The sequence below is a fragment of the Pseudomonas sp. EB271-G4-1 genome, from assembly GCF_058791355.1.
The window spans coordinates 1-24,120 of the sequence record NZ_JBYTEO010000034.1; the positions used below are offsets into that span (position 1 = coordinate 1).

General features: G+C 61.6%; 19 protein-coding genes. 10 read left to right on the top strand and 9 right to left on the bottom strand.

Going from position 1 to position 24,120, the window contains the following annotated elements; all coding sequences use genetic code 11:
* Window positions 1-353: 353 nt before the first annotated feature.
* Window positions 354-1,160, top strand: coding sequence for an MOSC domain-containing protein (locus AC3WWR_RS17800; protein WP_033042083.1), 807 nt, complete (start codon window positions 354-356; stop codon window positions 1,158-1,160).
* A 68-nt stretch (window positions 1,161-1,228) separates the two neighbouring features.
* On the opposite strand, the gene ppnP is transcribed toward AC3WWR_RS17800, so the two are convergent.
* The 8 genes from ppnP to AC3WWR_RS17840 all read right to left on the bottom strand — a co-directional run bounded on the left by ppnP (window position 1,229) and on the right by AC3WWR_RS17840 (window position 10,565).
* On the bottom strand, window positions 1,229-1,513 hold the full coding sequence (gene ppnP, locus AC3WWR_RS17805) for a pyrimidine/purine nucleoside phosphorylase (protein WP_007973461.1): 285 nt from the start codon (window positions 1,511-1,513) through the stop codon (window positions 1,229-1,231).
* Window positions 1,514-1,582: 69 nt separating this feature from the next.
* On the bottom strand, window positions 1,583-2,125 hold the full coding sequence (locus AC3WWR_RS17810) for a 3'-5' exonuclease (RefSeq protein WP_033042085.1): 543 nt from the start codon (window positions 2,123-2,125) through the stop codon (window positions 1,583-1,585).
* A gap of 71 nt (window positions 2,126-2,196) precedes the next feature.
* Complete coding sequence (locus tag AC3WWR_RS17815; protein WP_033042086.1) at window positions 2,197-4,158, bottom strand: acetyl/propionyl/methylcrotonyl-CoA carboxylase subunit alpha; 1,962 nt, start codon at window positions 4,156-4,158, stop codon at window positions 2,197-2,199.
* A 108-nt stretch (window positions 4,159-4,266) separates the two neighbouring features.
* Entirely contained in the window at window positions 4,267-5,064 is a 798-nt protein-coding gene (locus AC3WWR_RS17820; protein ID WP_020796142.1) for an enoyl-CoA hydratase/isomerase family protein, read from the bottom strand.
* A complete protein-coding gene (gene atuD / locus AC3WWR_RS17825; protein WP_033042088.1) occupies window positions 5,061-6,218 on the bottom strand; it encodes a citronellyl-CoA dehydrogenase in 1,158 nt (385 codons plus the stop codon). The genes AC3WWR_RS17820 and atuD overlap by 4 nt, the downstream gene beginning before the upstream one ends.
* 42 nt (window positions 6,219-6,260) lie before the next feature.
* Window positions 6,261-7,877: a geranyl-CoA carboxylase subunit beta gene (atuC, locus tag AC3WWR_RS17830; protein WP_033042090.1), complete on the bottom strand. Its 1,617-nt coding sequence runs from the start codon at window positions 7,875-7,877 to the stop codon at window positions 6,261-6,263.
* A gap of 3 nt (window positions 7,878-7,880) precedes the next feature.
* Complete coding sequence (locus AC3WWR_RS17835) at window positions 7,881-8,750, bottom strand: SDR family oxidoreductase (RefSeq protein ID WP_020796139.1); 870 nt, start codon at window positions 8,748-8,750, stop codon at window positions 7,881-7,883.
* A gap of 12 nt (window positions 8,751-8,762) precedes the next feature.
* Window positions 8,763-10,565 (bottom strand): acyclic terpene utilization AtuA family protein, encoded by a 1,803-nt coding sequence (locus tag AC3WWR_RS17840; protein WP_033042091.1) that lies wholly within the window; start codon window positions 10,563-10,565, stop codon window positions 8,763-8,765.
* A 177-nt stretch (window positions 10,566-10,742) separates the two neighbouring features.
* Here AC3WWR_RS17840 and AC3WWR_RS17845 point away from each other — a divergent pair, with 177 nt between their 5' ends.
* From AC3WWR_RS17845 to AC3WWR_RS17860, 4 genes are all read left to right on the top strand, one after another.
* Window positions 10,743-11,366: a TetR/AcrR family transcriptional regulator gene (locus AC3WWR_RS17845; protein WP_020796137.1), complete on the top strand. Its 624-nt coding sequence runs from the start codon at window positions 10,743-10,745 to the stop codon at window positions 11,364-11,366.
* A gap of 92 nt (window positions 11,367-11,458) precedes the next feature.
* Window positions 11,459-12,253 (top strand): substrate-binding periplasmic protein, encoded by a 795-nt coding sequence (locus AC3WWR_RS17850; protein ID WP_192826073.1) that lies wholly within the window; start codon window positions 11,459-11,461, stop codon window positions 12,251-12,253.
* 133 nt (window positions 12,254-12,386) lie between these two features.
* Window positions 12,387-15,020, top strand: a complete 2,634-nt coding sequence (locus tag AC3WWR_RS17855; RefSeq protein ID WP_020796135.1) for a hypothetical protein — start codon at window positions 12,387-12,389, stop codon at window positions 15,018-15,020.
* Between the two features lie 159 nt (window positions 15,021-15,179).
* The gene (locus AC3WWR_RS17860; RefSeq protein ID WP_033042093.1) at window positions 15,180-16,193 is read left to right on the top strand and encodes a GNAT family N-acetyltransferase; all 1,014 of its coding nucleotides are present in this window, start codon (window positions 15,180-15,182) and stop codon (window positions 16,191-16,193) included.
* Between the two features lie 50 nt (window positions 16,194-16,243).
* Here the strand turns inward: AC3WWR_RS17860 and AC3WWR_RS17865 are convergent, their stop codons facing one another.
* Window positions 16,244-16,411 (bottom strand): DUF2897 family protein, encoded by a 168-nt coding sequence (locus AC3WWR_RS17865; protein ID WP_020796133.1) that lies wholly within the window; start codon window positions 16,409-16,411, stop codon window positions 16,244-16,246.
* 372 nt (window positions 16,412-16,783) lie between these two features.
* On the opposite strand from AC3WWR_RS17865, the gene kdpF reads away from it, so the two are divergent.
* The 5 genes from kdpF to AC3WWR_RS17890 all read left to right on the top strand — a co-directional run bounded on the left by kdpF (window position 16,784) and on the right by AC3WWR_RS17890 (window position 24,120).
* The gene (gene kdpF, locus AC3WWR_RS17870; RefSeq protein WP_007899818.1) at window positions 16,784-16,873 is read left to right on the top strand and encodes a K(+)-transporting ATPase subunit F; all 90 of its coding nucleotides are present in this window, start codon (window positions 16,784-16,786) and stop codon (window positions 16,871-16,873) included.
* A gap of 8 nt (window positions 16,874-16,881) precedes the next feature.
* Window positions 16,882-18,576, top strand: a complete 1,695-nt coding sequence (gene kdpA / locus AC3WWR_RS17875; protein ID WP_020796132.1) for a potassium-transporting ATPase subunit KdpA — start codon at window positions 16,882-16,884, stop codon at window positions 18,574-18,576.
* 10 nt (window positions 18,577-18,586) lie between these two features.
* A complete protein-coding gene (kdpB, locus tag AC3WWR_RS17880; protein WP_020796131.1) occupies window positions 18,587-20,644 on the top strand; it encodes a potassium-transporting ATPase subunit KdpB in 2,058 nt (685 codons plus the stop codon).
* Window positions 20,645-20,792: 148 nt separating this feature from the next.
* Window positions 20,793-21,338, top strand: a complete 546-nt coding sequence (gene kdpC / locus AC3WWR_RS17885; RefSeq protein WP_033042100.1) for a potassium-transporting ATPase subunit KdpC — start codon at window positions 20,793-20,795, stop codon at window positions 21,336-21,338.
* 130 nt (window positions 21,339-21,468) lie between these two features.
* Entirely contained in the window at window positions 21,469-24,120 is a 2,652-nt protein-coding gene (locus tag AC3WWR_RS17890) for a DUF4118 domain-containing protein (protein WP_033042095.1), read from the top strand.

Below are 24,120 nucleotides of genomic sequence, written 5' to 3' on the forward strand. Positions count from 1 at the left end.
CCCCCCCCCCCCCCCCCCCCCCCCCCCCCCCCCCCCCCCCCCCCCCCCCCCCCCCCCCCCCCCCCCCCCCCAGGACCGGAGCGAGGGCATGGCGAGCCTTAGCGAGCCACCGAACGTCAGGGGCAAGAGCCCTTGGTTACTTGGGGCCGGGCGGCGTTCCGTTTTTCCAAGTGACTCGCTGTAAGAGCGAAACCCTAAGTGGCCGTTACCGCAGGAACGGATATGTACTCCTGAAAGAAAATGGTCGTCTTCAAGACCGCCTTCGCCCGCAAGCCTGGCTCCAAAGTCGGAGACCTTTGATTCGCTGACCAAGCTCGTATAGGGTGGCTTTTTTGTCCATCAGGGAGCTGGCCATGTTGCGTCTGAGCGCGCTGTATCGTTATCCGTTGAAATCCGGCAAAGGGGAGATCCTGCAACAGGTTGGCCTCGACAAGCTGGGGCTGGACGGCGATCGACGCTGGATGTTGGTGGATGAAGCCAGTGGACGCTTCTTGACCCAGCGCGCGGTAGCGCAGATGAGCCAGCTGTCGGCATTGTGCAATGCCGAGGGCGGCTTGACCCTTAGCGCCCCCGGCCATTCGCCGATCGATGTCGACTTGCCCGCCAGCGATGCTCAATTGCGCGGCGTGACCATCTGGCGTGACAGCTTGCGTGTGCCCGACGCCGGCGATGCGGCGGCCGCCTGGGTCAGCCGGTTCATCGGCAAACCGACGCGCCTGGTGCAGGTGCCACTGGACCGCGCACGGACCACCGCATCGGGCTATGGCCAGGACGACGATCAGGTCGCCTTCGCCGATGGCTTCCCGTTGTTGCTGATTGGCCAGGCATCGCTTGCGGATTTATCGCAACGCGTCGGGCGCCCGCTGGAGATGCTGCGTTTTCGTCCGAACCTGGTGATAGAGGGCAGCGAGGCGTTTGCCGAGGATGGCTGGAAACGCCTGCGCATCGGTGATGTCGAGTTCCGCGTGGTCAAGCCCTGTTCACGCTGCATCATGACCACTATCGACCCGCAAACCGGCGAGCGTAGCGCTGACCGCGAACCCTTCGCCACCTTGCAGAAGTACCGTGCCCAGGCCGAGGGTGCGATGTTTGGGCAGAACCTGGTCAACGACGGCAATGGCCGGCTCGAAGTCGGCATGCCGGTCACCGTGCTCGAATAAATACCCTTCAATGAAAAATGCCCGTGTCGATGGACACGGGCATTTTTTTTTGCGATGAAACCGGGGTTTTAGCCGCGGTATTCGCACAGGTAGGCAGTGTCGACGGCCACTTTGAGCTGGAACTTGCTGTTGGCAGGCACGTTGAACTGGCTGCCAGCGGCGAAGGTTTCCCAATCGTTGCTGTCCGGGAGCTTGACGGTCAGGGCGCCGGACACCACGTGCATGATTTCACGCTGGCTGGTGCCGAATTCGTATTCGCCCGGAGCCATGACGCCAATGGTCGCTGGACCTTCAGCAGTGCCAAAGGCGATCGACTTGACGGTGCCGTCGAAGTACTCGTTGACTTTAAACATGGGCGATTCCTCGAAAAGGGCTAAAAAGGGCCGGCCAGTATGCACAAGGCCCAAGGCCTAGTCACCTCTCTAAAGCGCAAGGACAAGGGGCAACAGGCGTGCGGTATTGCGCGCGTCTTCCAGCGCCCGGTGTTGCTGCCCGCTGAACTGCAGTCCCGCCAGTTGCAGGGCACCGTTGAGTCCCAAGGGTCGTTCCAGGCGCCGGGCCTTGGCAAAGCGCTGCTTGAGATTCATGTGCGGCACTTGGCTCAACGCGCTATCGAGTGCCAGGCGTTGCCAATCCTGGAGCAACTGCTTGCGATCGTAGTCGCCCCAGCTGACCCAGCCTTCAAGCCGCGCGTGATGTTGGCCCAGCCAGCGCTCGAACGCCGCCCAGACTTCGCCGAGGGGCTGTGCGGCATCGATATTGGCCTGGGTGATGTGCGTCAACTCCCGGCAAAACGGCGTCAACAAGGGGCGCCGCAACGGGCGCACGAAACGCTGGAAGAAATCCAGCTCGCGGCCTTTGTGATCCACCAGGGTGGCACCAATTTCGATGATTTCCATTTCCGTAATGGGCCAACCACCCTCATCGGTGGTGGCTTCCAGATCAATGACCAACCAGTGAGGCATCGCAGGGTTCCCGGTATCCGCATGCTGATAGGGCTTGAGCGTAGCCAAAGCCTGCGGTTACGCCTAGCGGCTTATTCGACCTCCAGCAGAATCTGACGGTTTTTCACCTGGTCTCCGACCCGCACCTGCAAGCGCTTGAGCACGCCGTCGATACCCGACTTGAGCGGGTGCTCCATTTTCATGGCTTCCAGCACCACCAGCAATTGGCCTTTGCTGACCTTGCAACCCTCACTGACCAGCACATCGATGACCGCACCGTCCATGGGCGCCTTGAGGGTGCCGCAGCTGACACTGGCCTGGCTGCAGGCCGGCGCTTGAGTGCGATCCACCAGCCGCAGGCTGCCGGGAGCTGTGAATAACCAGAGTTGCCCGGCCTCCATGCGGTAGGCATGACGCTGGCGGACGCCGTCGAGTTGCACCGTGGCCCAGCGGCCGTCGCTCTGGATGATCTTAAGTTCGAGGTGGCGACTGGCGACTTCAACCCGCAGCGGCTCACCGGGAACCGCATGCAACGCCACCGGCCAGTCCTGATCGTCCAGTGCGAGGCGATAGTGCAGCGGCACGCTGGCGTTATTGCGCCAACCGGCCAGCGCAACCGGATGCGCCTGTGCCGATGCCTGATAGAACAGCGCCGCGGCAATCGCCAGGTGTTCGGCACTCGGGACCTGGCGCTGCAAACTGGAATGTTCGGCGAAATGCTGCTCGATGAACCCGGTGCTGAACTCGCCACCGATGAATTGCGGATGTTGCAGCAGGCTGACGAGCAAGCGCTGGTTGCTCTGTACGCCCAGCAGCACGCAGTCCTGCACGGCCCGCAGCAACTTGCGCCGAGCCTCTTCACGGGTCTGGCCGTGGGCGATGATTTTGCCCAGCAGCGGGTCGTAGAACGGGCTGATCTCCTGGCTTTCGATCAGCCCATGGTCGATCCGCACGCCATCCTGCAAGCGCGGTTCCCAGGACGCGACTCGACCGGTTTGTGGCAGGAAACCTTGCGCAGGGTCCTCGGCGTACAGGCGCACTTCCATGGCATGCCCCTTGAGCTGAACGTCTTCCTGACGCAGCGGCAGCGCTTGTCCCTGGGCGATGTTCAACTGCCAGGCCACCAGGTCCAGGCCGGTGATGAATTCGGTCACCGGATGTTCCACTTGCAGTCGGGTGTTCATTTCCAGGAAGTAAAACTGTCCGCGCGCATCCAGCAGGAATTCCACCGTGCCCGCGCCGACATAGTTGACCGCGCGTCCCGCCTTGAGCGCCGCTTCGCCCATGGCCTGGCGCAACGGACTCGTCATCACGGGGCAGGGGGCTTCTTCGATGACTTTCTGGTGGCGACGCTGGATCGAACAATCACGCTCGCCAAGGTAGATCAGGTTACCGTGCGAGTCGCCGAACAGCTGCACCTCGACATGGCGCGGTTCGATCAAGGCCTGCTCGAGGATCAGTTCGTCGCTGCCAAAACCGTGCAAGGCTTCGGAGCGAGCACTGCGCAGCTGTTGCACCAGGTCGGTGGCCCCATGCACCAGGCGCATGCCACGCCCACCGCCGCCGGCACTGGCCTTGATCATCAGCGGGTAGCCGATGCGGTCGGCTTCGCGGATGAGGGTGGCATCGTCCTGTTCGGCACCCTGATAACCCTCGATGCAGGGTACGCCGGCATTGAGCATGGCGATTTTCGACCGGCGCTTGCTGCCCATCAGCTCGATGGCTTCGGGGCTGGGCCCGATGAAGGTGATGCCGGCGTCCTGGCAGGCGCGGGCGAAAGCGGCATTTTCCGAGAGGAAACCGTAGCCCGGATGGATGGCATCCGCGCCAGTGCGCCGGGCCGCGTCGATGATCGCCTGGATATTCAGGTAGGACTGCTGCACCGGGGCGGGGCCGATGTTCACCGCTTCGTCGGCCATTTGCACGTGCAGGGCATCGGCGTCGGCGTCGCTGAATACCGCGACGGTGCGGTAGCCCAGGGCCTGGGCGGTGCGCTGGAGGCGGCAGGCGATTTCACCGCGATTGGCGATCAGGATCTTGCTGAATCCGGGCATGTTCTGCTCCCAGGGATTTGCGTTGAATGTGAGGGCCTCTTCGCGAGCAGGCTCGCTCCCACAGTTGAAATGCATTCCAAAGTGGGAGCGAGCCTGCTCGCGAAGCGCTTAAAGGGCCCACCCCGGTTTGCGTTTTTGCACGAACGCCAGGGTCCCTTCGACCCCTTCAACCCCGGTCACTGCTTCGCTGAACCACTCGGCCGCCTCATCGAGCAATGCATCCGATGGCTGCACGGCGCTCGCCAGCAACAGTTTCTTGGTCGCCGCATTCGCCCCGGGCGCGCAACACAGCACATGGGCCAGCACTTCATCGAGGCGCTCGGCCAATGCCTGCGTATCGTGCTCGACAAAATGCACCAGCCCCATTCGCCGTGCCTGGGTGCCGTCGAAACGTGCGGCGGTCAGGGCGAGGCGACGGGCCAGGGTCAGGCCGATGCGCTGCACCACGAACGGCGCGATCTGCGCTGGCAACAGACCGAGGCTGGTTTCCGGCAGGCCGAACTGCGCCTGGTGATCGGCCAGGGCAATGTCGCTGACACAGGCCAAACCGAAGCCACCACCGAGCACCGCGCCTTGCAGGACGGTGATCACCACCTGCGGCGCATGCTGCACCTCTTGCAGCAACGCACCGAACAGTCGATTCAAGTCGCGGTGCGCGCCCGGACCTTGGGCGCGTGCATTGGCCATGTCCTTGATGTCTCCCCCGGCACAGAAATGCCCGCCGGCACCGCCGACCACCAGGGCCCTGACTCCCCGCTCATCGTGCACTGCCGCCAGCACCGCACGCAGTTCGCTGACCATCTGCAAGTTCATGGCGTTGCGGCTGTCCGGTCGATTGAGGGTGATGTGCAGCACACCGTTGTGCATATCGAGCAGCAGGGTCTGGCAAACCGGCAGGGTACTCATTTTTTTTTCCCGGGCAGAATGCCCATGAGCTTGCAGATAATCCCCAGCATGATTTCGTCGGCACCGCCGCCGATCGACACCAGGCGCACATCGCGGTAGGCGCGGGCCACCGGGTTGTCCCACATGAAACCCATGCCGCCCCAGTATTGCAGACAGCTGTCGGTCACCTCGCGACCCAGGCGACCGGCCTTGAGCTTGGCCATGGACGCCAGGCGCGTGACGTCCTGGCCCTTGATGTATTGCTCAGTGGCTTGATAGACAAGCGCCCGCAGGCATTCGATCTCGGTTTGCAGTTCGGCCAGGCGAAAGTGGATGACCTGGTTGTCGATCAGCGCACTGCCAAAGGTCTTGCGCTCCTTGCAATACTCGATGGTGCTGTCGACGCAATACTCCAGGCCCTTGATCATGTTGGCCGCACCGAACAGGCGTTCCTCCTGGAACTGCAGCATCTGCATCATGAACCCCGCGCCTTCGTGACCGATGCGATTGCGCTGTGGCACCCGCACGTTGTCGAAAAACACCTGGGCGGTTTCCGAACTGCGCATGCCCAGTTTGTCCAGGTGCGAGCTGAGGCTGATGCCCGGCGTGTTCATCGGCACCATGATCAGCGACTTGTTGATGTGCGGTTTGTCCTCCGAGGTGTTGGCCAGCAGGCAGATGAAATCGGCGCTCGGCGAGTTGGTGATCCACATCTTGCTGCCGTTGATCACGTAGTCGTCGCCGTCCTTGCGCGCGGTGGTTTTCAAGCCGGCCACGTCGGACCCCGCGCCGACTTCGGAGACGCCGATGCAGCCGACCTGCTCGCCGCTGATGGCCGGGCGCAGGAACTCATCGCGCAGCTCATCGGAACCGAAACGCGCCAGGGCCGGGGTGCACATGTCGGTCTGTACGCCAATCGACATGGGAATCCCGCCGCAATGTATGGTGCCGAACTCTTCGGCGGCGACGATCGAGTAGCTGTAGTCCAGGCCCATGCCGCCGAATTTTTCCGGTTTGGAAATGCCCAGCAGGCCGAGGTCGCCGGCCTTGCGAAAGATTTCGTGGATCGGAAAATGCCCGGCCTTTTCCCATTCCTCGACGTGTGGATTGATCTCATGATCGACGAACTGGCGGACGGTGCGACGCAGTGCTTCGTGTTCCTGGGTGAAGATCATTTTTATTGTTCTCCTGGCGAACCACGCAGAGCGTGGGAACGATTAAAACCTCGCGACACCGAAGCTGTTGGTTTGCAGCGAGCGCACCTCGGCCTCGTGACAGATATCCAGCAGGTAACCAAGAAGGGTCCGGGTGTCCCGTGGATCGATCAGGCCGTCGTCCCACAGGTTGGCGCTGCCATAAAGCGCCGTGGACTGGCTGTCGAGTTTCTGCGCGGTGACCTGTTCGAGCATGTCGAGCATTTTCGGGTCGGGCACCAGGCCGTCTTTGGCCTGCTTGGCCTCGGTGACGATGCGCAGCACCTTGCCGGCCTGGGCGCCGCCCATGACGGCGGTGCGGCTGTTGGGCCAGGCGAAGATGAAGCGTGGGTCCAGGCCCCGGCCGCACATCGCATAGTTGCCGGCGCCATAGGAGCCGCCCACCACGATGGTCAGTTTCGGCACCCGGGCATTGGCTACCGCCTGGATCATCTTGGCGCCATGCTTGATCACCCCCTGCTGCTCTGATTCGGTGCCAACCATGAACCCGGTGGTGTTGTGGAAAAACAGCAGGGGCGTCTGGCTCTGGTCGCACAGCTGAATGAATTGCGCAGCCTTGCTCGCACCCTTGGGCGTGATCGGACCGTTGTTGCCGATGAATCCGCAGGCGCGCCCCTGGATTGTCAATTGGCCGCACACGGTCTGCTGATCGAACTCGGCCTTGAACTCGAGGAAGTTCGAGCCATCGGCGATTCGGGCGACGATCTCACGCACGTCGTAGGGTTTTTTCGGATCATCGGGAATCAGGCCGAGCAATTCGTCGATGGGGTAGAGCGGTTCCTGCCATTGCCTGGCAGGCAACACCGGCAAGCGCGCATTCCATGGCAGCAGGCTGACGATCTCGCGGGCCTGGCGCACGCCGTCGGCATCGTTTTCGGCCAGGTATTCGGCAGTGCCGGCGATTTGTGCGTGCATCTCAGCGCCGCCCAGTGCCTCGTCGCTGGCGACTTCTCCGGTGGCTGCTTTCAGAAGAGGCGGACCGGCCAGGAACAGCTTGGCCTTTCCACGCACCACCACCACATAGTCCGACAGCCCCGGCTGATAGGCTCCGCCAGCCGTCGCCGAACCGTGGACCACGGTAATCTGCGGCAGGCCCATGGCCGACATGCGTGCCTGGTTGGCAAAGCTGCGCGCGCCTTCGACGAAAATCTCCGCCGCGTAATTGAGGTTCGCGCCGCCACTCTCGGCCAGGGTAATCACCGGCAGTTTGTTTTCCATGGCGATCTGTTGCAGGCGCAAGGATTTTTTCAGGCCCGAGGGGGAAATGGTGCCGCCCTTGATCGCACTGTTGTTCGCCACCACCAACACCCGCACACCCGACACGTAGCCGATCCCGGCAATCAAGCCGCCGCCCGCCGAACTGCCGTCCTTGTCGTCGTGCAACTTGTAGCCGGCCAGGCTCGCCAGTTCGAGAAATGGCGCACCCGGGTCGAGCAGCAGGTTGAGGCGTTCGCGGGGCAGTAACTGACCGCGTTTTTCGAACCTGGGCCTGGCCTCGGCTGCCTTGTCCAGCAGGTTCTGTTCGAGGGTACGGACCTGTTCGACGGCGTCCAGCATGGCCGCACGATGACGGGCGAACTGTTCGCTGTGGGGGTCCAGTTGCGACTCAATCACCGGCATGGGTTATTCCTTGTCCTTGAGGACATCAGGCAAGTACGCGCGGTGGAATCCGTTGTACGAGTGGCTGTTGGTCGCCTTGTGAATCGGCCATGCGCGCCCGCCGAGGCTGGCCGCGCCGTCGATGCGCAGGGTGCTGCCGCTGATGAACGCCGCCGCCGGGCTGAGCAGGAACACGATCGCCGCGCTGACTTCCGATTCGGTGCCGATGCGCTTGAGTGGCACGTGCTCACGCAAGGTCGGAATCACCGCCTTGAACGCACCTTCGTAGGTGTCCATGCCGCTGGAAGCGATCCAGCCCGGCGCCACAGCGTTGACCCGGACCCCGGCGTACCCCCATTCGAAGGCTGCGGTCTTGGTCAGGTTGTCCATGCCCGAGCGCGCCGCGCCCGAGTGGCCCATGCCGGGCATGCCGCCCCACATGTCGGCGAGCATGTTGACGATGGCGCCGCCGTGCTTGCTCATGGACTGGTTGAACACTTCCCGGGCCATCAGGAATCCGCCCAGCAGATTGGTGCGCATAACGGTTTCGAAACCCTTCTGGTTGATCGAGGCCAGGGGCGACGGGTACTGGCCGCCAGCGTTGTTGACCAGGCCGTGAATCGGGCCGTATTTGCGGATGAATTCGCTGACAAGGTGCGTGACCGCTTCTTCCTCACGGATATCGCAGGTGCCCCAGTCAGCCTTGCCGCCATCTTCGGTAATCTCGGCAGCGACATTTTTCAACTTGTCGGCCTTGCGCCCGACCAGCAGCACATGCGCACCGAGGGCCGCCAGTTCGTGAGCCGTGCAGCGGCCAATGCCACTGCCGCCACCGGTGACGATGATGGTCTGGCCGGCAAACAGATCGGCTTTGAAAATCGAATCGTAAGCCATGGCGGCAATCCTCTAGTTGACCTGGTCGGCGATGCGCTGTGGCACCGGAATCTGGATCTCCAGCAATTGCTGGGCGAAGGCCTTGCCCTGCGGATCGATCCGCAGGCTGGCCACGCCTCCACCCCCCAAAGCGTTTTCCAGGAGGAAATTCAGGCTGTGGCTGGCGGGTAAATACCAACGCTCGACACGCCCGTGGATCGGGTCGAGGACATGGCTCATCCAGTCGACGATCACGGCCGGGGTCAAGGCTTCGGCGATCCATGGCAGGTACTGCGGGTCGCGGGCCATGACGCCGATATTGCTGTGATTGCCCTTGTCACCGGAGCGGGCCACCGCGAGCTTGACCAGGGCGACGCTGGCATCGGCAGGTCCCGTGGGGCGGGGTGGCTCAATCGGCACGGGCAAGTCGGCGCTGTCGAGCACATCGAGGGCGGGCAGGGCGCACGAGTGGCGCTGGCCCATGAGATCAATTTCCAGCGTGCAGGCAGTTTTGTCGATCAGGAACGAAAACAAGCGGATCAGCGGATACACCGTCGGCCGGCCGCCGACGATCCCGGTCAGCCCCGGCGCCATGCCGGTGGCGGCCTGGGCGATTTCCCGGGAGAACAGGATCAATGCCTGCTTGTTCGGATGGCGCACCGCGAGCTTGATCACTACTTCGCGGCTGTCCTGGCGCTGCCCGTGGGGGCCGTACGTGGCTTCGCTGCCAAGCAGTTCAATGTTCACCTCGCTGTAGGGCGCCCAGCCGCGCTGGCTGAACATCTGTGAGGTCTTGTTGATGATCGCTTCGCTGACCCTGTGGCCCTTGGCGACCGCATCGATCCCGGCGATCAGGCAACTGGCGGTGCAACGGAAACCGTCCGGGTACGTGGCGCTGACCTTGTACTGAGCGGTGGGCGGCAAGCCTTTTGCGCCGTGCACCCGGACCGCGTTCCTGCCTTGCTGCACGAGTTTGACCTGGGTGAAATCACAGACCACGTCGGGCAGCAGGTAGGCCCGCGGGTCACCGATTTCGTAGAGCATCTGTTCGCCCACGGTCAAGGGTGTGACCAGGCCGCCGGTGCCTTCGGGTTTGCTGACGATGAACTGGCTGTCGGCGTTGACTTCGACGATGGGAAAACCGATGTGCTCGTAATCGGGCACATCGCGCCAGTCGGTGAAGTTGCCGCCGGTGCATTGCGCGCCACACTCGATGATGTGCCCGGCCAGCGCCGCCTGGGCCAGTTTGTCGTAGTCGTGCCACGACCAGCCGAACTCATGCACCAGCGCGGCGCTGACCACGGCGCTGTCGACCACGCGTCCGGTGATCACGATGTCCGCACCCAGGCGCAGGGCTTCGACGATGCCCGGCGCCCCCAGGTAGGCGTTGGTCGAGACACACATCGGCGGCAGGGGGGCGGCGCTGAACATTTCGTGAATGCCAAGGCTGCCCAGTTGTTTGATCTGCGGTTGCAAGTCATCGCCCAACAAGACAGCGATCTTCAGCGCGACGCCGGCCTTGTCGCAGGCGGCCTGCAGGGCGGCTGCACAGGCTTGAGGGTTGACCCCGCCGGCATTGCTGATGACGCGGATCTTTTGTTCGGCCAGTTGCGAGAGCAGAGGAGCGAGCACTTCGATGAAGTCGCTGGCGTACCCGGCCTGGGGATCTTTCATCCGTGCGCCGGCCATGATCGACAGGGTGATTTCAGCCAGGTAATCGAAGACCAGGTAGTCCAGGCGCCCGCCTTCGACCAGTTGCGCGGCGGCGGTCGAGGTGTCGCCCCAGAAGGCGCTGGCGCAACCGATGCGAATTGTTCTTGGCGCAGTCAACTCCATAACCACCTCCGGCAACAGTGCCTTGAGACTACCAAGCAAGCGCTTGGTTTGTAAACGGCTGAACTATCTTCTGCCCGAGCGCTTGCTTGGTCGTCGCCAGTTGCTTAAATTGCCAGCGCAACCCAATGTTTTCGCGGGGAGCGCGGCATTGGACTGATCGACTGTAGGAGAGAACGGGTGGATGAGCAAAAAGCCTTGAGCGTCATGCGCGAGTTGGTCGACAGCGGACAATTGACCGACCCGGACAGCGCCCGGGGCAAGTTGCTGCAAGTGGCGGCCCACCTGTTTCGCAACAAGGGCTATGAACGCACTACCGTGCGCGACCTGGCCGGTGCCGTGGGCATCCAGTCGGGAAGTATTTTTCATCACTTCAAGAGCAAGGACGATATCCTGCGGGCGGTGATGGAGGAGACCATTCTGTATAACACCGCGCTGATGCGTGCGGCCATCGCCGAGGCCGGCGACGTGCGCGAGCAGGTGCTGGCGCTGATCCGCTGCGAATTGCAGTCCATCATGGGCGGCAGTGGTGAGGCGATGGCGGTGCTGGTCTACGAATGGCGTTCACTGTCCGATGAGGGGCAGGCCAGGGTACTGGCGTTGCGCGATATCTATGAAGACATCTGGCTGCAGGTGCTGGGTGAAGCCAAGAGCGCCGGTTTTATCCGCGGCGATGTGTTTATCACCCGGCGTTTCCTGACTGGAGCGTTGTCCTGGACCACCACCTGGTTTCGTGCCGATGGCAACATGAACCTGGATCAACTGGCCGAGGAGGCCTTGATTCTGGTGCTGGCGGGTAAATAGTGCGTGAGTGCGGGTCGGCAGGAAACTGGCTAAGTGGTCGAAACCGCCTAGCTTCAATGCATTGATGCAGTTTCGGGGAGTGGGTTGTTTTGATGTCTTCGCCAATACGGACGGCTTCGCGACTTTTACTGGCAATACTCGCGTCGTTATCAGTCATGCCGACCCAGGCCGCACAACTGGTGCGCATCGGTGCCGCACACTTTCCTCCCTATACGGTGCGCCCGGAGTCTGGTGCCGACACCGGCCTGTTGCCGCAATTGGTCGCGGCCCTCAACAACCTGCAAAGCGACTACCGGTTCGTGTTGGTACCTACCTCCATTCCCCGCCGCTTTGGCGACTTCAAGCAAGGCCGGGTGGACATGGCGATCTTCGAAAATCCCGACTGGGGCTGGCGGGACATCCCCCACACCAGCGTCGACATGGGCCTGGAAGACGCCGAAATCTTCGTTGCGCAACGCTTGCCTCAGCGCCAGCAAAGTTACTTCAGCGAGCTCGCCGGCAAGCGCCTGGCATTGTTCAGCGGGTATCACTACGAATTCGCCCACTTCAATGCCGATCCCAAGTACCTCGCCACTCACCACAACGCCACCTTGACCTATTCCCATGACAGCAACCTGCTGATGGTGCTGCGTGGCCGCGCCGATGTCGCCCTGGTCACACGGTCCTACCTGAGCGACTACTTTCTGCGCAACGAGAAAGTCGCCAATGAGTTACTGGTGTCCGAGCGCGTCGACCAGATCTATCACCACTACGCCATTCTCCGCCCGACCGCGCCGATCAGCGGCGAGGTCTTCGGCAGGTTGCTGCAAGGGTTGCGCGATAATGGCCAGATGCTGAAGATTTTCGACCCGTACAAAATCGCGGTGGTGCCGGTGCCTGGCAACTGATGCACCTACAGGATTACCGCTTGTCGCTCCAATGTGTTTTGCAGTGAAAACCTGTCAACTTTGACAGTAGCCAATAACGGTTGCCGAGGGTTTAGATAGCGTAATCATCTATTCCGTCGAAAGGTAATCTGTCATGGCTAAAGAGGTTGTCAAAGACGCAGCTCAACACGTCCTGCCTGTTGCGGAACATCCAATTCCGACTGTCGAGTTTGCGACGGCCAATAACACGCTGGATCCGATTTTTGCGAGGCGGGGCGTCATCGTCACCATTGCGTTTGCCAGTATGACGTCTGCTTACCAGATTCAATTGCATTGGGACGGCCCCGAAGGCCCGGGGCGACCCTCGATCCCGGTCAAGGATGGCAGTGACGACCGCTCTATCCAGATTAACGTCGCTGCTGAAGTAATCGGTGCCTGTATCGGTAAGACCGTCGAAGTTTGGTACACCGCCACCCTCAATGGCCGAACTGAACCGTCTATCAAACTTGAATTGACGGTTGAGACACTTAAACCTGAATTTTTACCGGCATCCACGTTTCTCGATGTGGATACATCCCAGGGTGCGCGCTGGCTGGACATGCGCAAGTTCGAAGGCAATGCCCGGGTTGCCCTGGAACGTTGGAACTTTATCGCAGAGGGGCAGCGACTGTGGATTCTGGCGATAGGTAACGAACACCATGTCGGCAACTTCCGGTTCGAATGGGTGTTGGAAAACCACCTTGTGACGAAATGGGAAGCCCAGGGCGGCTTTGTCTTTATGGAGCACTTGTGTCGTGACTGGCTGGCAGGGTGTGAAGACTATTCCTCGGTAACCTTGTGCGCGGCTGTCACTTTCGACGGCGCGCCCGGAACCGCACCGGCAGATCCAACGGTTTCCTGGCTACCGGCAAATGCTCATGAGCTGAGTCGTAGTACTGAAAACCTGCGGTTGGGTGAGCCGGACCTCAAACTGCTGATGCCGAGGGTACTGGAGGCCACCGAGTGCGCGGCCGACGAATGTCTGCTCAATCCGATTAACGCTACAAAGGGCACGACAATACGCGTGGCCTATAACGGAATGCGCGATACCGATCGGGTGTGCGCTTTTTTCGAAGGAGCGCCCGGTGCCGGGACTCCATCGCTGGCCTGTGTAAGCGGAACAACAAACGGCTTTGTCGATATCCCGGTGCCGGCTTCAGCCATCAGCGCCAACTTTTGCGGCCAGGTTCGAGTGCGTTATACGGTCCAGCGCGATAGGCAGTGGCCTTCTCCGGTGCTGACACTGAAGGTGCTCAAGCTCACCGGTTTGTCTACACCAGAGGTGAGACAGGCTACGGCACGGGTGTTGGACCTCAATACGTTCAATGGCGATGCCGATGTGATGATGGAATCATGGTCTTTTATCGCAGAAGGCCAGCCGACTTGGCTATGGGGGACAGGCAAGTCGGAGGATGGCACACCTTACAGCTTCGATGTGCTGATGGGGGACGCGCTGCCGGCGTGGGAGGGCGAAATAGCCGTCCGTGACTTGTTGCCGAGGCATGAGATAGAGAAACTGGCAGATTGTACCGGGCTTCAGCTGCATTTCGCGGTGAACTTCAATGGCCTGATCGATCACCCCAGTGCAGTGAAATTTCCGTCTTTGGCCTTGTCCCTTCATCAGCAAGATCTGCACCTGATCGCCCCGACAGTACGTCAGGCGGTTGGCGAGCTGCTCAATCCGGAAAACGCCAAGGAAGGCCTTACTGTGCGGGTGGCTTACGACCGTATCAGCCCTCGTCATACGATCCAGCCATACTGGGTACGCCCGGACGGTTACTCACTGCCGATCGAGGCCAAACCAGGCAATAGCATCGCGGGGTATGTGGACTTCGAGGTGCCTTTCAACGAGGTGATTGCCTGCATCGGCAAGACGGTGACCCTTCGTTATGACGTGACCAGCCCGTGCAAGCAGGCGACATCTCCAGACTTCAACCTGCAAATCAGCGTTCCTAAACATTGGCCGATACCGCAAGTGCTTCAGGCCACCAACGATATTCTGGACCTGCGCAACTTTGACGACGATGGCACGGTTCTGGTCGAACCCTGGAATCCCTGGATGGTTGAGGGCCAGCGGGTATGGCTCAGCTGTGCCGGTACTGACAAGGATGGCAATTGTGTTGTGCTTGATCTGATGGTTGGCGAGTTGGTGTCGGAACCGAATCTGGATGATGGCTTGATCCGGGATTTACCTCGAAAATGGCTTCAATCACTGAAGGACTTCAGCACATTCAGCCTGATCTGCAAAGTAACGCTGGATGGAAGTGAGAGTACCGACAAGGCAGTTGTACTTACACCGCGGGAGTTGACGATACGATTTGCGTTCGATGATCTCACTACGTTTGATGACGGCAACTGGAAAGATTGGGAGCGTGGTGTGGATATGCGTCCTCAGGATCTGATTTTGCAAGCGACGGGAGGGACGGGGCATCTGGTTTCCGACTCTGCTAACAAACCTGTCGGTGTGTTAATGACAAAGTACTTCGACAACTTGCAACCGCACGTCACGTATGAATTCAGTTTGTCGGTTCGACGGAGGAATTTTTTGGCCCCCGTCCCTAGCTTGTCGCTTCGCGCGGGTTCAATGGCTGTGACTGAACATACGTTCTTTCCACATATGAGCTGGAAACCTCTTTCTGGAACCTTTGTGGCCACGCAACCTCGCATGCAACTTTGGGTAGAAAGCCATAGCTTTTCATATGATGGAAACGATTTTGATATCGATGATGTGCGTTTGAGAGAACTGTAATTTTCTTGTTCCTCTCGCAGGTGCTTCACTCCAGGTATTTGCAATCGCTGCATGTATCGACCATTGGTGTTGCACAGTTATCTGTCGTGCACGCTTAAATTTTTATCCTTGGCTCGCGTTACATCGTTTAACTGTCGACGATTACCGTGAGCCTTTCCCATGCCCAATCCGAAAGACCTGACTGCCCTGCAATTACCAACGGGCAGCAGTCTAGTAGCCGATGAAACCGAAAACCGGCTGAGCCTCAGCCTCGAAAGCCAGGCGCTGATAAATCTGCGCCTGACCCGCGACACCGAGCTGCGGCTGCAAGTGGAGGAACGCTTCGGTCTTTCTGGCAGCCAGGCTTTCTGGGCTGCCGGTTATTGGTTGTTCGCTCGCGACCCGGCCTGCCAGCGTCTGATCTGGCAACTCGATGAAACGCCGACCGAAGCCCTGCTCAGCGGCTTGCTGGTTCCTGCCGATACGGCTGGCTGCTATCGTTGCGAACGCACCCTGTTCTGGCAGTTGCCACAGCCGTGGTTGGGCGATTCGCTGACGGGCTGTTACCCACAGCAGATGGTCATCAGCGGCGGCAAGCGGCACCCACGGCGTCCGCCGAAGCCGAGTTGCGAGGTGTATCGGCGTTTCGATTCCAGGCTGGGGGCGTGGATTTCCTTGCGCACAGTGGATATCGACGAGGATCTTGTGCGATTCAATCGCTGGCAGAACAGCCCTCGGGTCGCGAGTTTCTGGCAAGAGCAGGGCAGTCTCGAAGAGCATCGCGAGTACCTGGGCAAACGCCAGGACGATCCCCATACCCTGACGTTGATCGGTTGTTTCGACGATCAACCCTTTGCCTATTTCGAAGCCTATTGGGCCAAGGAAGATCGTATCGCACCCTTCTATGACGCGGATGATTACGACCGTGGCATCCACATGCTGGTGGGCGAAGAAAGTCACCGGGGTCCGCACAAGGTGGCGAGCTGGCTGTCGGCGCTGGTGCATTACCTGTTTCTCGACGATCCACGGACTCGTCGCGTGGTCGCCGAGCCCCGTGCCGACAACGCGAAGATGATTGGGCACCTGCAGCGACAGGGGTTTTATTGCGAGAAGGAATTCGACTTTCCACACAAGCGCGCAGCACTGATGGCGCTGGGGCGCGAGCGTTTTTTTGAGCGCTGCTCGTTGACATGAACCGCAGGAAAATCGTCCGAATGCCTCACAGGTCTCGGACGATTTCGCAGCTAGCGGTCCTGCGCTTCCTTGGCGTCCATTTCCGCATTGCGTTCGGCGACGCGTTTGCGCTGTTCATCGGTCAGCTCAACCTTGTGGGCGGTGTCGCGCAACATCATTAAACCGCCAACGATAGAGCCAATGGCAACCACCAGAATCAACCAGGCATACCAGGGCATGGGACCTCCTTGAAAGCCGGTCGGCGGGCGAGGGTTTCGCCTGTCGAACGTGCATACCACTTTGAGCGATTGGATTTCGCAGTGGTTCCATTGTATGCCTGTTCTGTTTCGTTCACCCCTGTGTCATCTGCAATGCCCCTTCGCGTGCAGGCTCGCTCCCACAGGGGTATGCGTTTTCCCAAACACTGCTAAACAGTGTGGGAGCGGGCTTGCTCGCGAAGAGGCCCGTCAAGACAACGCAGTAACAGAGCCCTAAACCCACTCTTTACGCTTTCTTTATACCCCGCCGCACCCCTCGGTCTCGTTCCTTTACAGCCTCCCTGCCGACAATACCTCCACACGCGGCAATACGCCGTAACACGGAGAACTTCCATGAGCGTTCTGGACGGAGTGTCACTGCTGCTGGCAGTGGGACTGTTCATTTATCTGTTGGTTGCGCTGTTGCGCGCGGACCGCAACTAGGAGCGGCTATGCACAGTTATGACTATTGGCTGATCCTGGCGTTTTTCGCCCTGGTACTGGTCCCCGCACCGTTTCTCGGGCGTTTCTACTACAAGGTCATGGAAGGCCAGCGCACCTGGCTGACGCCGATCCTTGGTCCACTCGAACGTGGTTGTTATCGCCTGTCTGGCGTCGATCCCCAGGCCGAGCAGAGCTGGCAGAAGTACACCCTGGCCTTGCTCGCCTTCAACCTGGCGGGTTTTGTACTGTTGTTCGCGATCCTGCTGTTCCAGGACCACTTGCCGCTGAACCCGCAAAACCTGCCGGGCCAGGAATGGACGCAAGCGTTCAATACCGCAGTCAGCTTCATGACCAATACCAACTGGCAGTCCTACAGCGGCGAAGCGACCTTGAGCTACCTGAGCCAGATGGTCGGCCTCACCGTGCAGAACTTCGTCAGCGCCGCTACCGGTCTTGCAGTCCTGGTTGCGCTGTGCCGCGGCATCGGTCGCAAATCCACTGCATCGCTGGGCAACTTCTGGGTCGACATGACTCGCGCCACCCTGTACGGCCTGTTGCCGCTGTGCCTGCTGCTGGCGCTGTACCTGGTCTGGCAGGGCGTGCCGCAAACCTTCGCGCAATATGTGAATGCCGTGACCGTGCAGGGCATCGATCAAGTGATCCCGCTGGGGCCGGCCGCCAGCCAGATTGCGATCAAGCAACTGGGCACCAACGGCGGTGGCTTCTTTGGCGTCAACTCGGCGCATCCGTTCGAGAACCCGACGGCCTGGAGCAACCTGTTCGAAGTCGCGTCGATCATCCTGATCCCGGTGGCGCTGGTGTTCACCTTCGGCCATTACGTGAAAGACCTGCGTCAGAGCCGCGCGATCATCGCGTGCATGCTGGCGTTGTTCTTGATCGGTGGCGCGACGTCGCTGTGGGCTGAATACCAACCCAATCCGACCCTGGCCAACGTCGCCGTCGAACAGACCGCTCCGCTGGAGGGCAAGGAGGCGCGTTTCGGTACCACCGCCACGGTGCTGTGGTCGGTGACCACCACGGCGGCGTCGAACGGTTCGGTCAATGGCATGCATGACAGTCTCAACCCGCTCAGCGGCATGGTTGCGCTGGTCAATATGATGGTGGGCGAAGTGATCTTCGGCGGCGTCGGCGCGGGGCTCTATGGCATGTTGCTCAACGTGCTGATCGCCGTGTTCCTCGCCGGCCTGATGATCGGCCGGACGCCGGAATACCTCGGCAAGAAACTGCAAGCCCGAGAGGTGCAGCTATTGGTGCTGACCTTGCTGGTCATGCCGATCGGCGTGCTGGTCCTCGGTGCCATTGCCGCCAGCCTGCCAGGGCCTGTGGCCTCGGTGAGCAACCCCGGCGCCCATGGTTTCAGTCAGTTGCTCTACGCCTACACCTCGGCCAGTGCCAACAACGGTTCGGCATTTGGCGGCTTCGGCGCCAATACGCCGTACCACAACCTGATGCTGGGCCTTGGCATGTTGATCGGTCGCTTCGGCTACATCCTGCCGGTGCTGGCCCTGGCCGGCAGCCTGGCGATGAAGAAGACCGCGCCGATTGGCCAGAACAGCTTCCCGACCCACGGCCCGCTGTTCGTGACCTTGCTGACCGTGACCATTTTGCTGGTGGGTGGCTTGACCTTCCTGCCGACGCTGGCGTTGGGCCCGATTGCTGAACATTTAAGCCTGGGCTTCTAAGGAGCAGATGATGAATATGCCCGCAATCAAACCGGTCGCTGCCAAGGCCCCGGAACAAGCAAGAACCGCGATCTCGGCCCTCTGGCGCCCAGCGCTGGTACAAGCTTTCGTCAAGCTCGATCCGCGACAATTGCAGCGTGCGCCGGTGATGCTGGTGGTCGAACTGACGGCGATCCTGACCACCGTGCTGTGCTTCATTCCCGACACGGCGGTGCCGACCTTCGTCGCCGCACAGATTGCCCTGTGGCTGTGGTTTACCGTGCTGTTCGCCAACTTCGCCGAGGCCCTGGCCGAAGGTCGTGGCAAGGCCCGCGCCGACAGCCTCAAGGCGGGTAGCGAAGGCTTGAGTGCCCGGCGCAGAACCAGCAACGGCAGCTTTCAAGTGGTGCCGGCCGCCAGCCTGCGCAAAGGCGATGTGGTGCGCGTCGAAGCGGGGGAGATGATCCCCGGTGACGGTGAGGTGATTGAAGGGATTGCTGCCGTCAACGAAGCGGCCATCACCGGTGAATCCGCTCCGGTGATTCGTGAATCCGGCGGCGACCGCTCGGCGGTGACCGGCAATACCCGGCTGGTGTCTGACTGGCTGTTGGTGAAGATCACCGCCAACCCCGGCGAGTCGACACTGGATCGCATGATCGCCCTGGTCGAAGGCGCCAAGCGCCAGAAAACCCCGAACGAAGTGGCGCTGGACATCCTGTTGATCGGCCTGACCCTGATCTTCCTGCTGGTGGTCGTGACTCTTCAACCGTTCGCCCACTTTGCCAATGGCAGCCTGCCGCTGGTGTTCCTGGTGGCGTTATTGGTCACGCTGATCCCGACCACCATTGGCGGTTTGTTGTCGGCCATCGGTATCGCCGGCATGGACCGCCTGGTGCGCCTGAACGTGATCGCCAAGTCCGGTCGCGCGGTGGAAGCGGCGGGGGACGTGCACGTCCTGCTGCTGGACAAGACCGGCACCATCACCTTCGGTAACCGTCGTTGCGCCGCCGTTGTTCCCGCTCCAGGCGTGACGGCCAGCGAACTGGCCGAGGGTGCCTTGTTGGCCTCTCTGGCCGATGACACGGCGGAAGGTAAATCCATCGTCGAATACCTGCGTGGCACGCAACCGCAAACGGAGCCGGCCGCCGAATTGCTGACGGCTGTACCGTTCAGCGCCGAAACCCGGCTGTCAGGTGTCGACTATCAGGGCCGCGTGTATCGCAAGGGCGCAGTGGATTCCCTGCTGGCGTTCGTCGGCTTGAAGCGAGCCGACCTGGCCGCGCCGTTGTCCCGGGAAATCGACAGGATTGCCCAGAGTGGCGGCACGCCGCTGCTGGTCTGCGCCGACGGCAAACTGCTCGGTGCGATCCACCTCAAGGACGTGGTCAAGCCCGGCATCCGCGAGCGTTTTGCCGAGCTGCGCAAGCTGGGGATCCGCACGGTCATGGTGACCGGCGACAACCCATTGACCGCTGCCGCGATCGCCGCCGAAGCGGGTGTTGACGACGTGCTGGCCGAAGCCACGCCGGAGAAAAAACTGGCGCGCATCCGGCACGAGCAGAACGACGGTCGCCTGGTTGCCATGTGCGGCGACGGCGCCAATGACGCCCCGGCCCTGGCCCAGGCGGACGTCGGCATGGCGATGAATGACGGCACGCAGGCGGCACGTGAAGCGGCCAACATGGTTGACCTCGACAGTGACCCGACCAAGCTGCTGGACGTGGTGCAGATCGGCAAGGAACTGTTGGTGACCCGCGGCGCGCTGACGACCTTTTCCATTGCCAACGACGTGGCCAAGTATTTCGCCATCCTGCCGGCGCTGTTTGCCGCGATCTACCCGCAACTGGGCGTGTTGAACGTCATGCAGCTGCACAGCCCGCAGAGCGCGATTCTCTCGGCGATCGTGTTCAACGCCCTGATCATCGTGGTGCTGATTCCCTTGGCTTTACGCGGTGTGCGCGTGCAGGCGGCGAGCGCGGCGGCGTTGCTGCGACGCAATCTGCTGATCTATGGCCTGGGCGGGATTGTGGTGCCGTTCGTGGGCATCAAGGCGATCGACATGCTGTTGACTGCGTTGCATCTGGTTTGACCGTGTGTCAGGCGTACCGCCTTCTCGAGCAGGCTCGCTCCCACAAAGGCACCTCGTTTCCTTGTGGGAGCGAGCCTGCTCGCGAAAAAGACGACACGTTGTACCTGACTGAACGCGGTACTTGTTCACCGAATTCGAGGAGTTTGAAATGTCCACAATGATACGCCCGGCCCTGAGCCTGCTGGTTTTGATGACCCTTATCACCGGTGTCGCCTATCCCCTGGTGGTCACCGGCGTGGCCCAGGTCGCCTTCCCGGATCAGGCCAATGGCAGCCTGGTGCGCGATGCCGACGGCAAGGTTCGCGGCTCATCGCTGATTGCCCAGGATTTCGTCGGCGACGCCTGGTTCCACCCGCGGCCATCGGCTGGTGCCTTTGCCACCGTATCGAGCAGCGCCAGCAACCTGTCGCCAAGCAACCCGGCCCTGGCCACTCGGGTGATCGACGACGCCAACAAGCTGCTGGTGCCAGGGCAGGGGCCGGTGCCGCTGGCGCTGGTCACCACCTCTGGCAGCGGTCTCGATCCGCACTTGCCACCGGCCGCGATTGCCTATCAACTGGCGCGTGTTGCGGCGGCGCGCAACCTGCCGGTTGCGTCGCTCCAGCAACTGCTGGACGCCCACACCGAACAGCCATTGGTAGGCCCAGCGGTCGTGAATGTGCTTGAGTTGAATCTGGCGCTGGAAAAACTGTAGTCGGCGGTGACGCCATTCGCGAGCAGGCTCGCTCCCACAGGAGAATGCATTCCAAATGTGGGAGCGAGCCTGCTCGCGAAGACGGCCTCCCAGGCACCACATGAATACCTGAATAAAGAGAACTGAAAGCATGAGCGACTCCGGCCGCGCCGACGCGCTATTAGCAAACCTGCCCCGTGATGGCCGTGGCCGGCTCAAGGTATTCCTCGGCGCCGCCCCCGGCGTCGGCAAGACCTACGCCATGTTGCAAGCGGCCCACACCCAATTGCGCCAAGGCGTGAAAGTCATTGCCGGAGTGGTCGAAACCCACGGCCGTTTCGAGACCGAAGCGTTGCTCAGCGGATTGCCGCAAATGCCATTGGTGCGCTCGTTATACCGTGGCGTTGAGCTCGAGGAGATGGACCTCGACGGTCTGCTTGCAGCCAAGCCCAGGCTGGTGCTGGTGGATGAACTGGCCCACACCAACGCCCCCGGCAGCCGTCACGAAAAACGCTGGCAGGACATCCAGGAACTGCTCGCCGCTGGCATCGACGTGTACACCACGGTCAACGTCCAGCACCTGGAAAGCCTGAATGACCAAGTGCGTGGTATCACGGGCGTGCAGGTGCGCGAAACCCTGCCCGACTGGGTATTGCAGGAAGCGTACGAACTGCTGCTGATCGATTTGCCACCGCGCGAATTGCTCGAGCGTTTGCGCGACGGCAAGGTCTACGTGCCCGAGCAGGCGAGGGCCGCCATCGATGCGTATTTCTCCCAGACCAACCTCACGGCGCTGCGTGAGCTGGCCATGCAAACCGCGGCGGCCCAGGTCGATAACGACCTGACCCAGGGCTATCGCCAGATGGGGCAAGCGGCGCCGACGGTGCGCGGTCGCTTGTTGGTCGGCGTCGATGGCGATGCCCAGGCCGAGCGCCTGGTGCGTCACGCCAGCCGCGTCGCCCAGCGTCGGCATCTGCCGTGGAGCCTGGTGCATGTGGATAATGGCCGCGTGCGTGACGAGCAGTCGCGGCTGCGTCTGCAAAGTGCCCAGCAACTGGCCGAACGCCTGGGCGGTGAAGTAGTGCTGCTGCGGGCCGGCGAGGTCGCCAAAACCCTGATCCAGCACGCCGCTGAACGCCGCGCCAGCCTGGTGCTGGTCGGCCAGTCGCGGCCGCGCCTGCGTCGTCGATTGTTCGGAGGCGGCCTGGCGGCGCGACTGCTGCGTAATGCCCGTGGGCTGGAAATCAACGTGCTCGACACCGAGCAGCAACAGCATCAACCAAGGCAGCGTTCGATGCAGGCACCGGTATGGTTCGACTACGCCCTGGCCGTGGTCGCGACGCTGTTGGCCACTGCCCTGGCCTGGGCAGTGGCCAGTGTGCTGCCGTTGCCGAACATCTCGCTGGTGTTTCTCGCCGCGGTGTTGCTGGTAGCGGTGCGCAGCAGTCTTGGCCCGGCCCTGGCCTGTGCGGCGTTGTCGTTCCTGACCTACGATTTTTTGTTCATTCCGCCGAATTTTTCCTTCAGCATCCAGCGCGAAGAAGACGTGCTGACCTTGCTGTTTTTCCTGCTGATGGCGGCGCTCACCGGCAACCTTGCTGCACGCCAGCGCCGGCAATTGCAGGCCCTGCGTGATACCCAGGAAGAGACCAGCGAACTGCTCGATCTGTCGCGCAAACTCACCGCTGCCACCGATCGTCAGGCCGTGGTCAACGCGGCGGCCCAGCACCTCAGCGGCTGGAGCGACCTGCAACTGTGCCTGCTCAATCGCGACGGCCAGAGCGGCTGGAAAGTCGAGATCGGTGGCCCGCTGGAGTTCACCGAAGCCGAACGCGCCGCCGCCGATTGGGCGTGGCAGCACGACCAGCCGGCGGGCGCGGGCACCGGGACCTTGCCGTTCGGTCGTTGGTGGTGGTGGCCATTGTCAGTGGAGGAGGGGCCGCTGGCGCTGCTCGGTGTGTGTGCCAAAGAAGACCAGGCCTTGAGCGGCCAGCGTCGGCGTTTGTTGACCGCGTTGAGCCAGCCGTTGGCCCAGGCGCTGGCCCGAGCACAACTGGCCGATGACCTGGAAGCCGCGCGGCTGCACGGCGAAACCGAACAATTGCGCAGTGCCTTGCTGGCCTCGGTGTCTCATGATTTGCGTACCCCGCTGACCTCCATGCGCGGCAGTATCGATAGTCTGCTGGCCCTCGGTGAGGCCATTCCCCTGGAGGATCGCCGTGAGTTGCTGGAAGGCACCCGCGACGAAGCCGAACGCCTCGATCGCTACATTCAAAACCTGCTGGACATGACCCGCCTCGGTCACGGGGCATTGAAGCTGGCACGGGACTGGGTATCGCCGGCAGACATTGTCGGCAGTGCGCTCAATCGCCTTCGCGCGGTATTGGCCCCGTTGCAGGTCACCACCGAAGTGCCGGCGCAACTGCCGCTGTTATTCGTCCACGCGGCGCTGATCGAGCAGGCCCTGGTCAACGTGATGGAAAACGCTGCGCGTTTCTCGCCGTCCCACGGGCGCCTGCACGTGCGCGCGGGGGCCGATGACACGGAGCTGTTTTTCTCGGTAAGCGACGAAGGGCCGGGGATTCCGGAAGCGGAGCGGGAGAAGATTTTCGACATGTTCTACACCGCCGCTCGCGGCGACCGTGGTGGGCAGGGCACGGGGCTGGGGTTGGCGATCTGTCAGGGCATGGTCGGTGCCCATGGCGGGCGGATCAGCGTGGCCGACGGTATTGAAGGGCGCGGCACCTGCATCACCTTGCACTTGCCTTTGCAGGCGCAGCCGGGTTTTGAGAGTGAAGCCTGA

Bases quoted from the DNA above. Each gene is read 5' to 3' on its own strand.
- AC3WWR_RS17800 (WP_033042083.1), top strand. From the start codon at position 354: ATGTTGCGTCTGAGCGCGCTGTATCGTTATCCGTTGAAATCCGGCAAA.
- ppnP (WP_007973461.1), bottom strand. From the start codon at position 1,513: ATGTTTAAAGTCAACGAGTACTTCGACGGCACCGTCAAGTCGATCGCC.
- AC3WWR_RS17810 (WP_033042085.1), bottom strand. From the start codon at position 2,125: ATGCCTCACTGGTTGGTCATTGATCTGGAAGCCACCACCGATGAGGGT.
- AC3WWR_RS17815 (WP_033042086.1), bottom strand. From the start codon at position 4,158: ATGCCCGGATTCAGCAAGATCCTGATCGCCAATCGCGGTGAAATCGCC.
- AC3WWR_RS17820 (WP_020796142.1), bottom strand. From the start codon at position 5,064: ATGAGTACCCTGCCGGTTTGCCAGACCCTGCTGCTCGATATGCACAAC.
- atuD (WP_033042088.1), bottom strand. From the start codon at position 6,218: ATGATCTTCACCCAGGAACACGAAGCACTGCGTCGCACCGTCCGCCAG.
- atuC (WP_033042090.1), bottom strand. From the start codon at position 7,877: ATGCCGGTGATTGAGTCGCAACTGGACCCCCACAGCGAACAGTTCGCC.
- AC3WWR_RS17835 (WP_020796139.1), bottom strand. From the start codon at position 8,750: ATGGCTTACGATTCGATTTTCAAAGCCGATCTGTTTGCCGGCCAGACC.
- AC3WWR_RS17840 (WP_033042091.1), bottom strand. From the start codon at position 10,565: ATGGAGTTGACTGCGCCAAGAACAATTCGCATCGGTTGCGCCAGCGCC.
- AC3WWR_RS17850 (WP_192826073.1), top strand. From the start codon at position 11,459: ATGTCTTCGCCAATACGGACGGCTTCGCGACTTTTACTGGCAATACTC.
- AC3WWR_RS17855 (WP_020796135.1), top strand. From the start codon at position 12,387: ATGGCTAAAGAGGTTGTCAAAGACGCAGCTCAACACGTCCTGCCTGTT.
- AC3WWR_RS17860 (WP_033042093.1), top strand. From the start codon at position 15,180: ATGCCCAATCCGAAAGACCTGACTGCCCTGCAATTACCAACGGGCAGC.
- AC3WWR_RS17865 (WP_020796133.1), bottom strand. From the start codon at position 16,411: ATGCCCTGGTATGCCTGGTTGATTCTGGTGGTTGCCATTGGCTCTATC.
- kdpF (WP_007899818.1), top strand. From the start codon at position 16,784: ATGAGCGTTCTGGACGGAGTGTCACTGCTGCTGGCAGTGGGACTGTTC.
- kdpA (WP_020796132.1), top strand. From the start codon at position 16,882: ATGCACAGTTATGACTATTGGCTGATCCTGGCGTTTTTCGCCCTGGTA.
- kdpB (WP_020796131.1), top strand. From the start codon at position 18,587: ATGAATATGCCCGCAATCAAACCGGTCGCTGCCAAGGCCCCGGAACAA.
- kdpC (WP_033042100.1), top strand. From the start codon at position 20,793: ATGTCCACAATGATACGCCCGGCCCTGAGCCTGCTGGTTTTGATGACC.
- AC3WWR_RS17890 (WP_033042095.1), top strand. From the start codon at position 21,469: ATGAGCGACTCCGGCCGCGCCGACGCGCTATTAGCAAACCTGCCCCGT.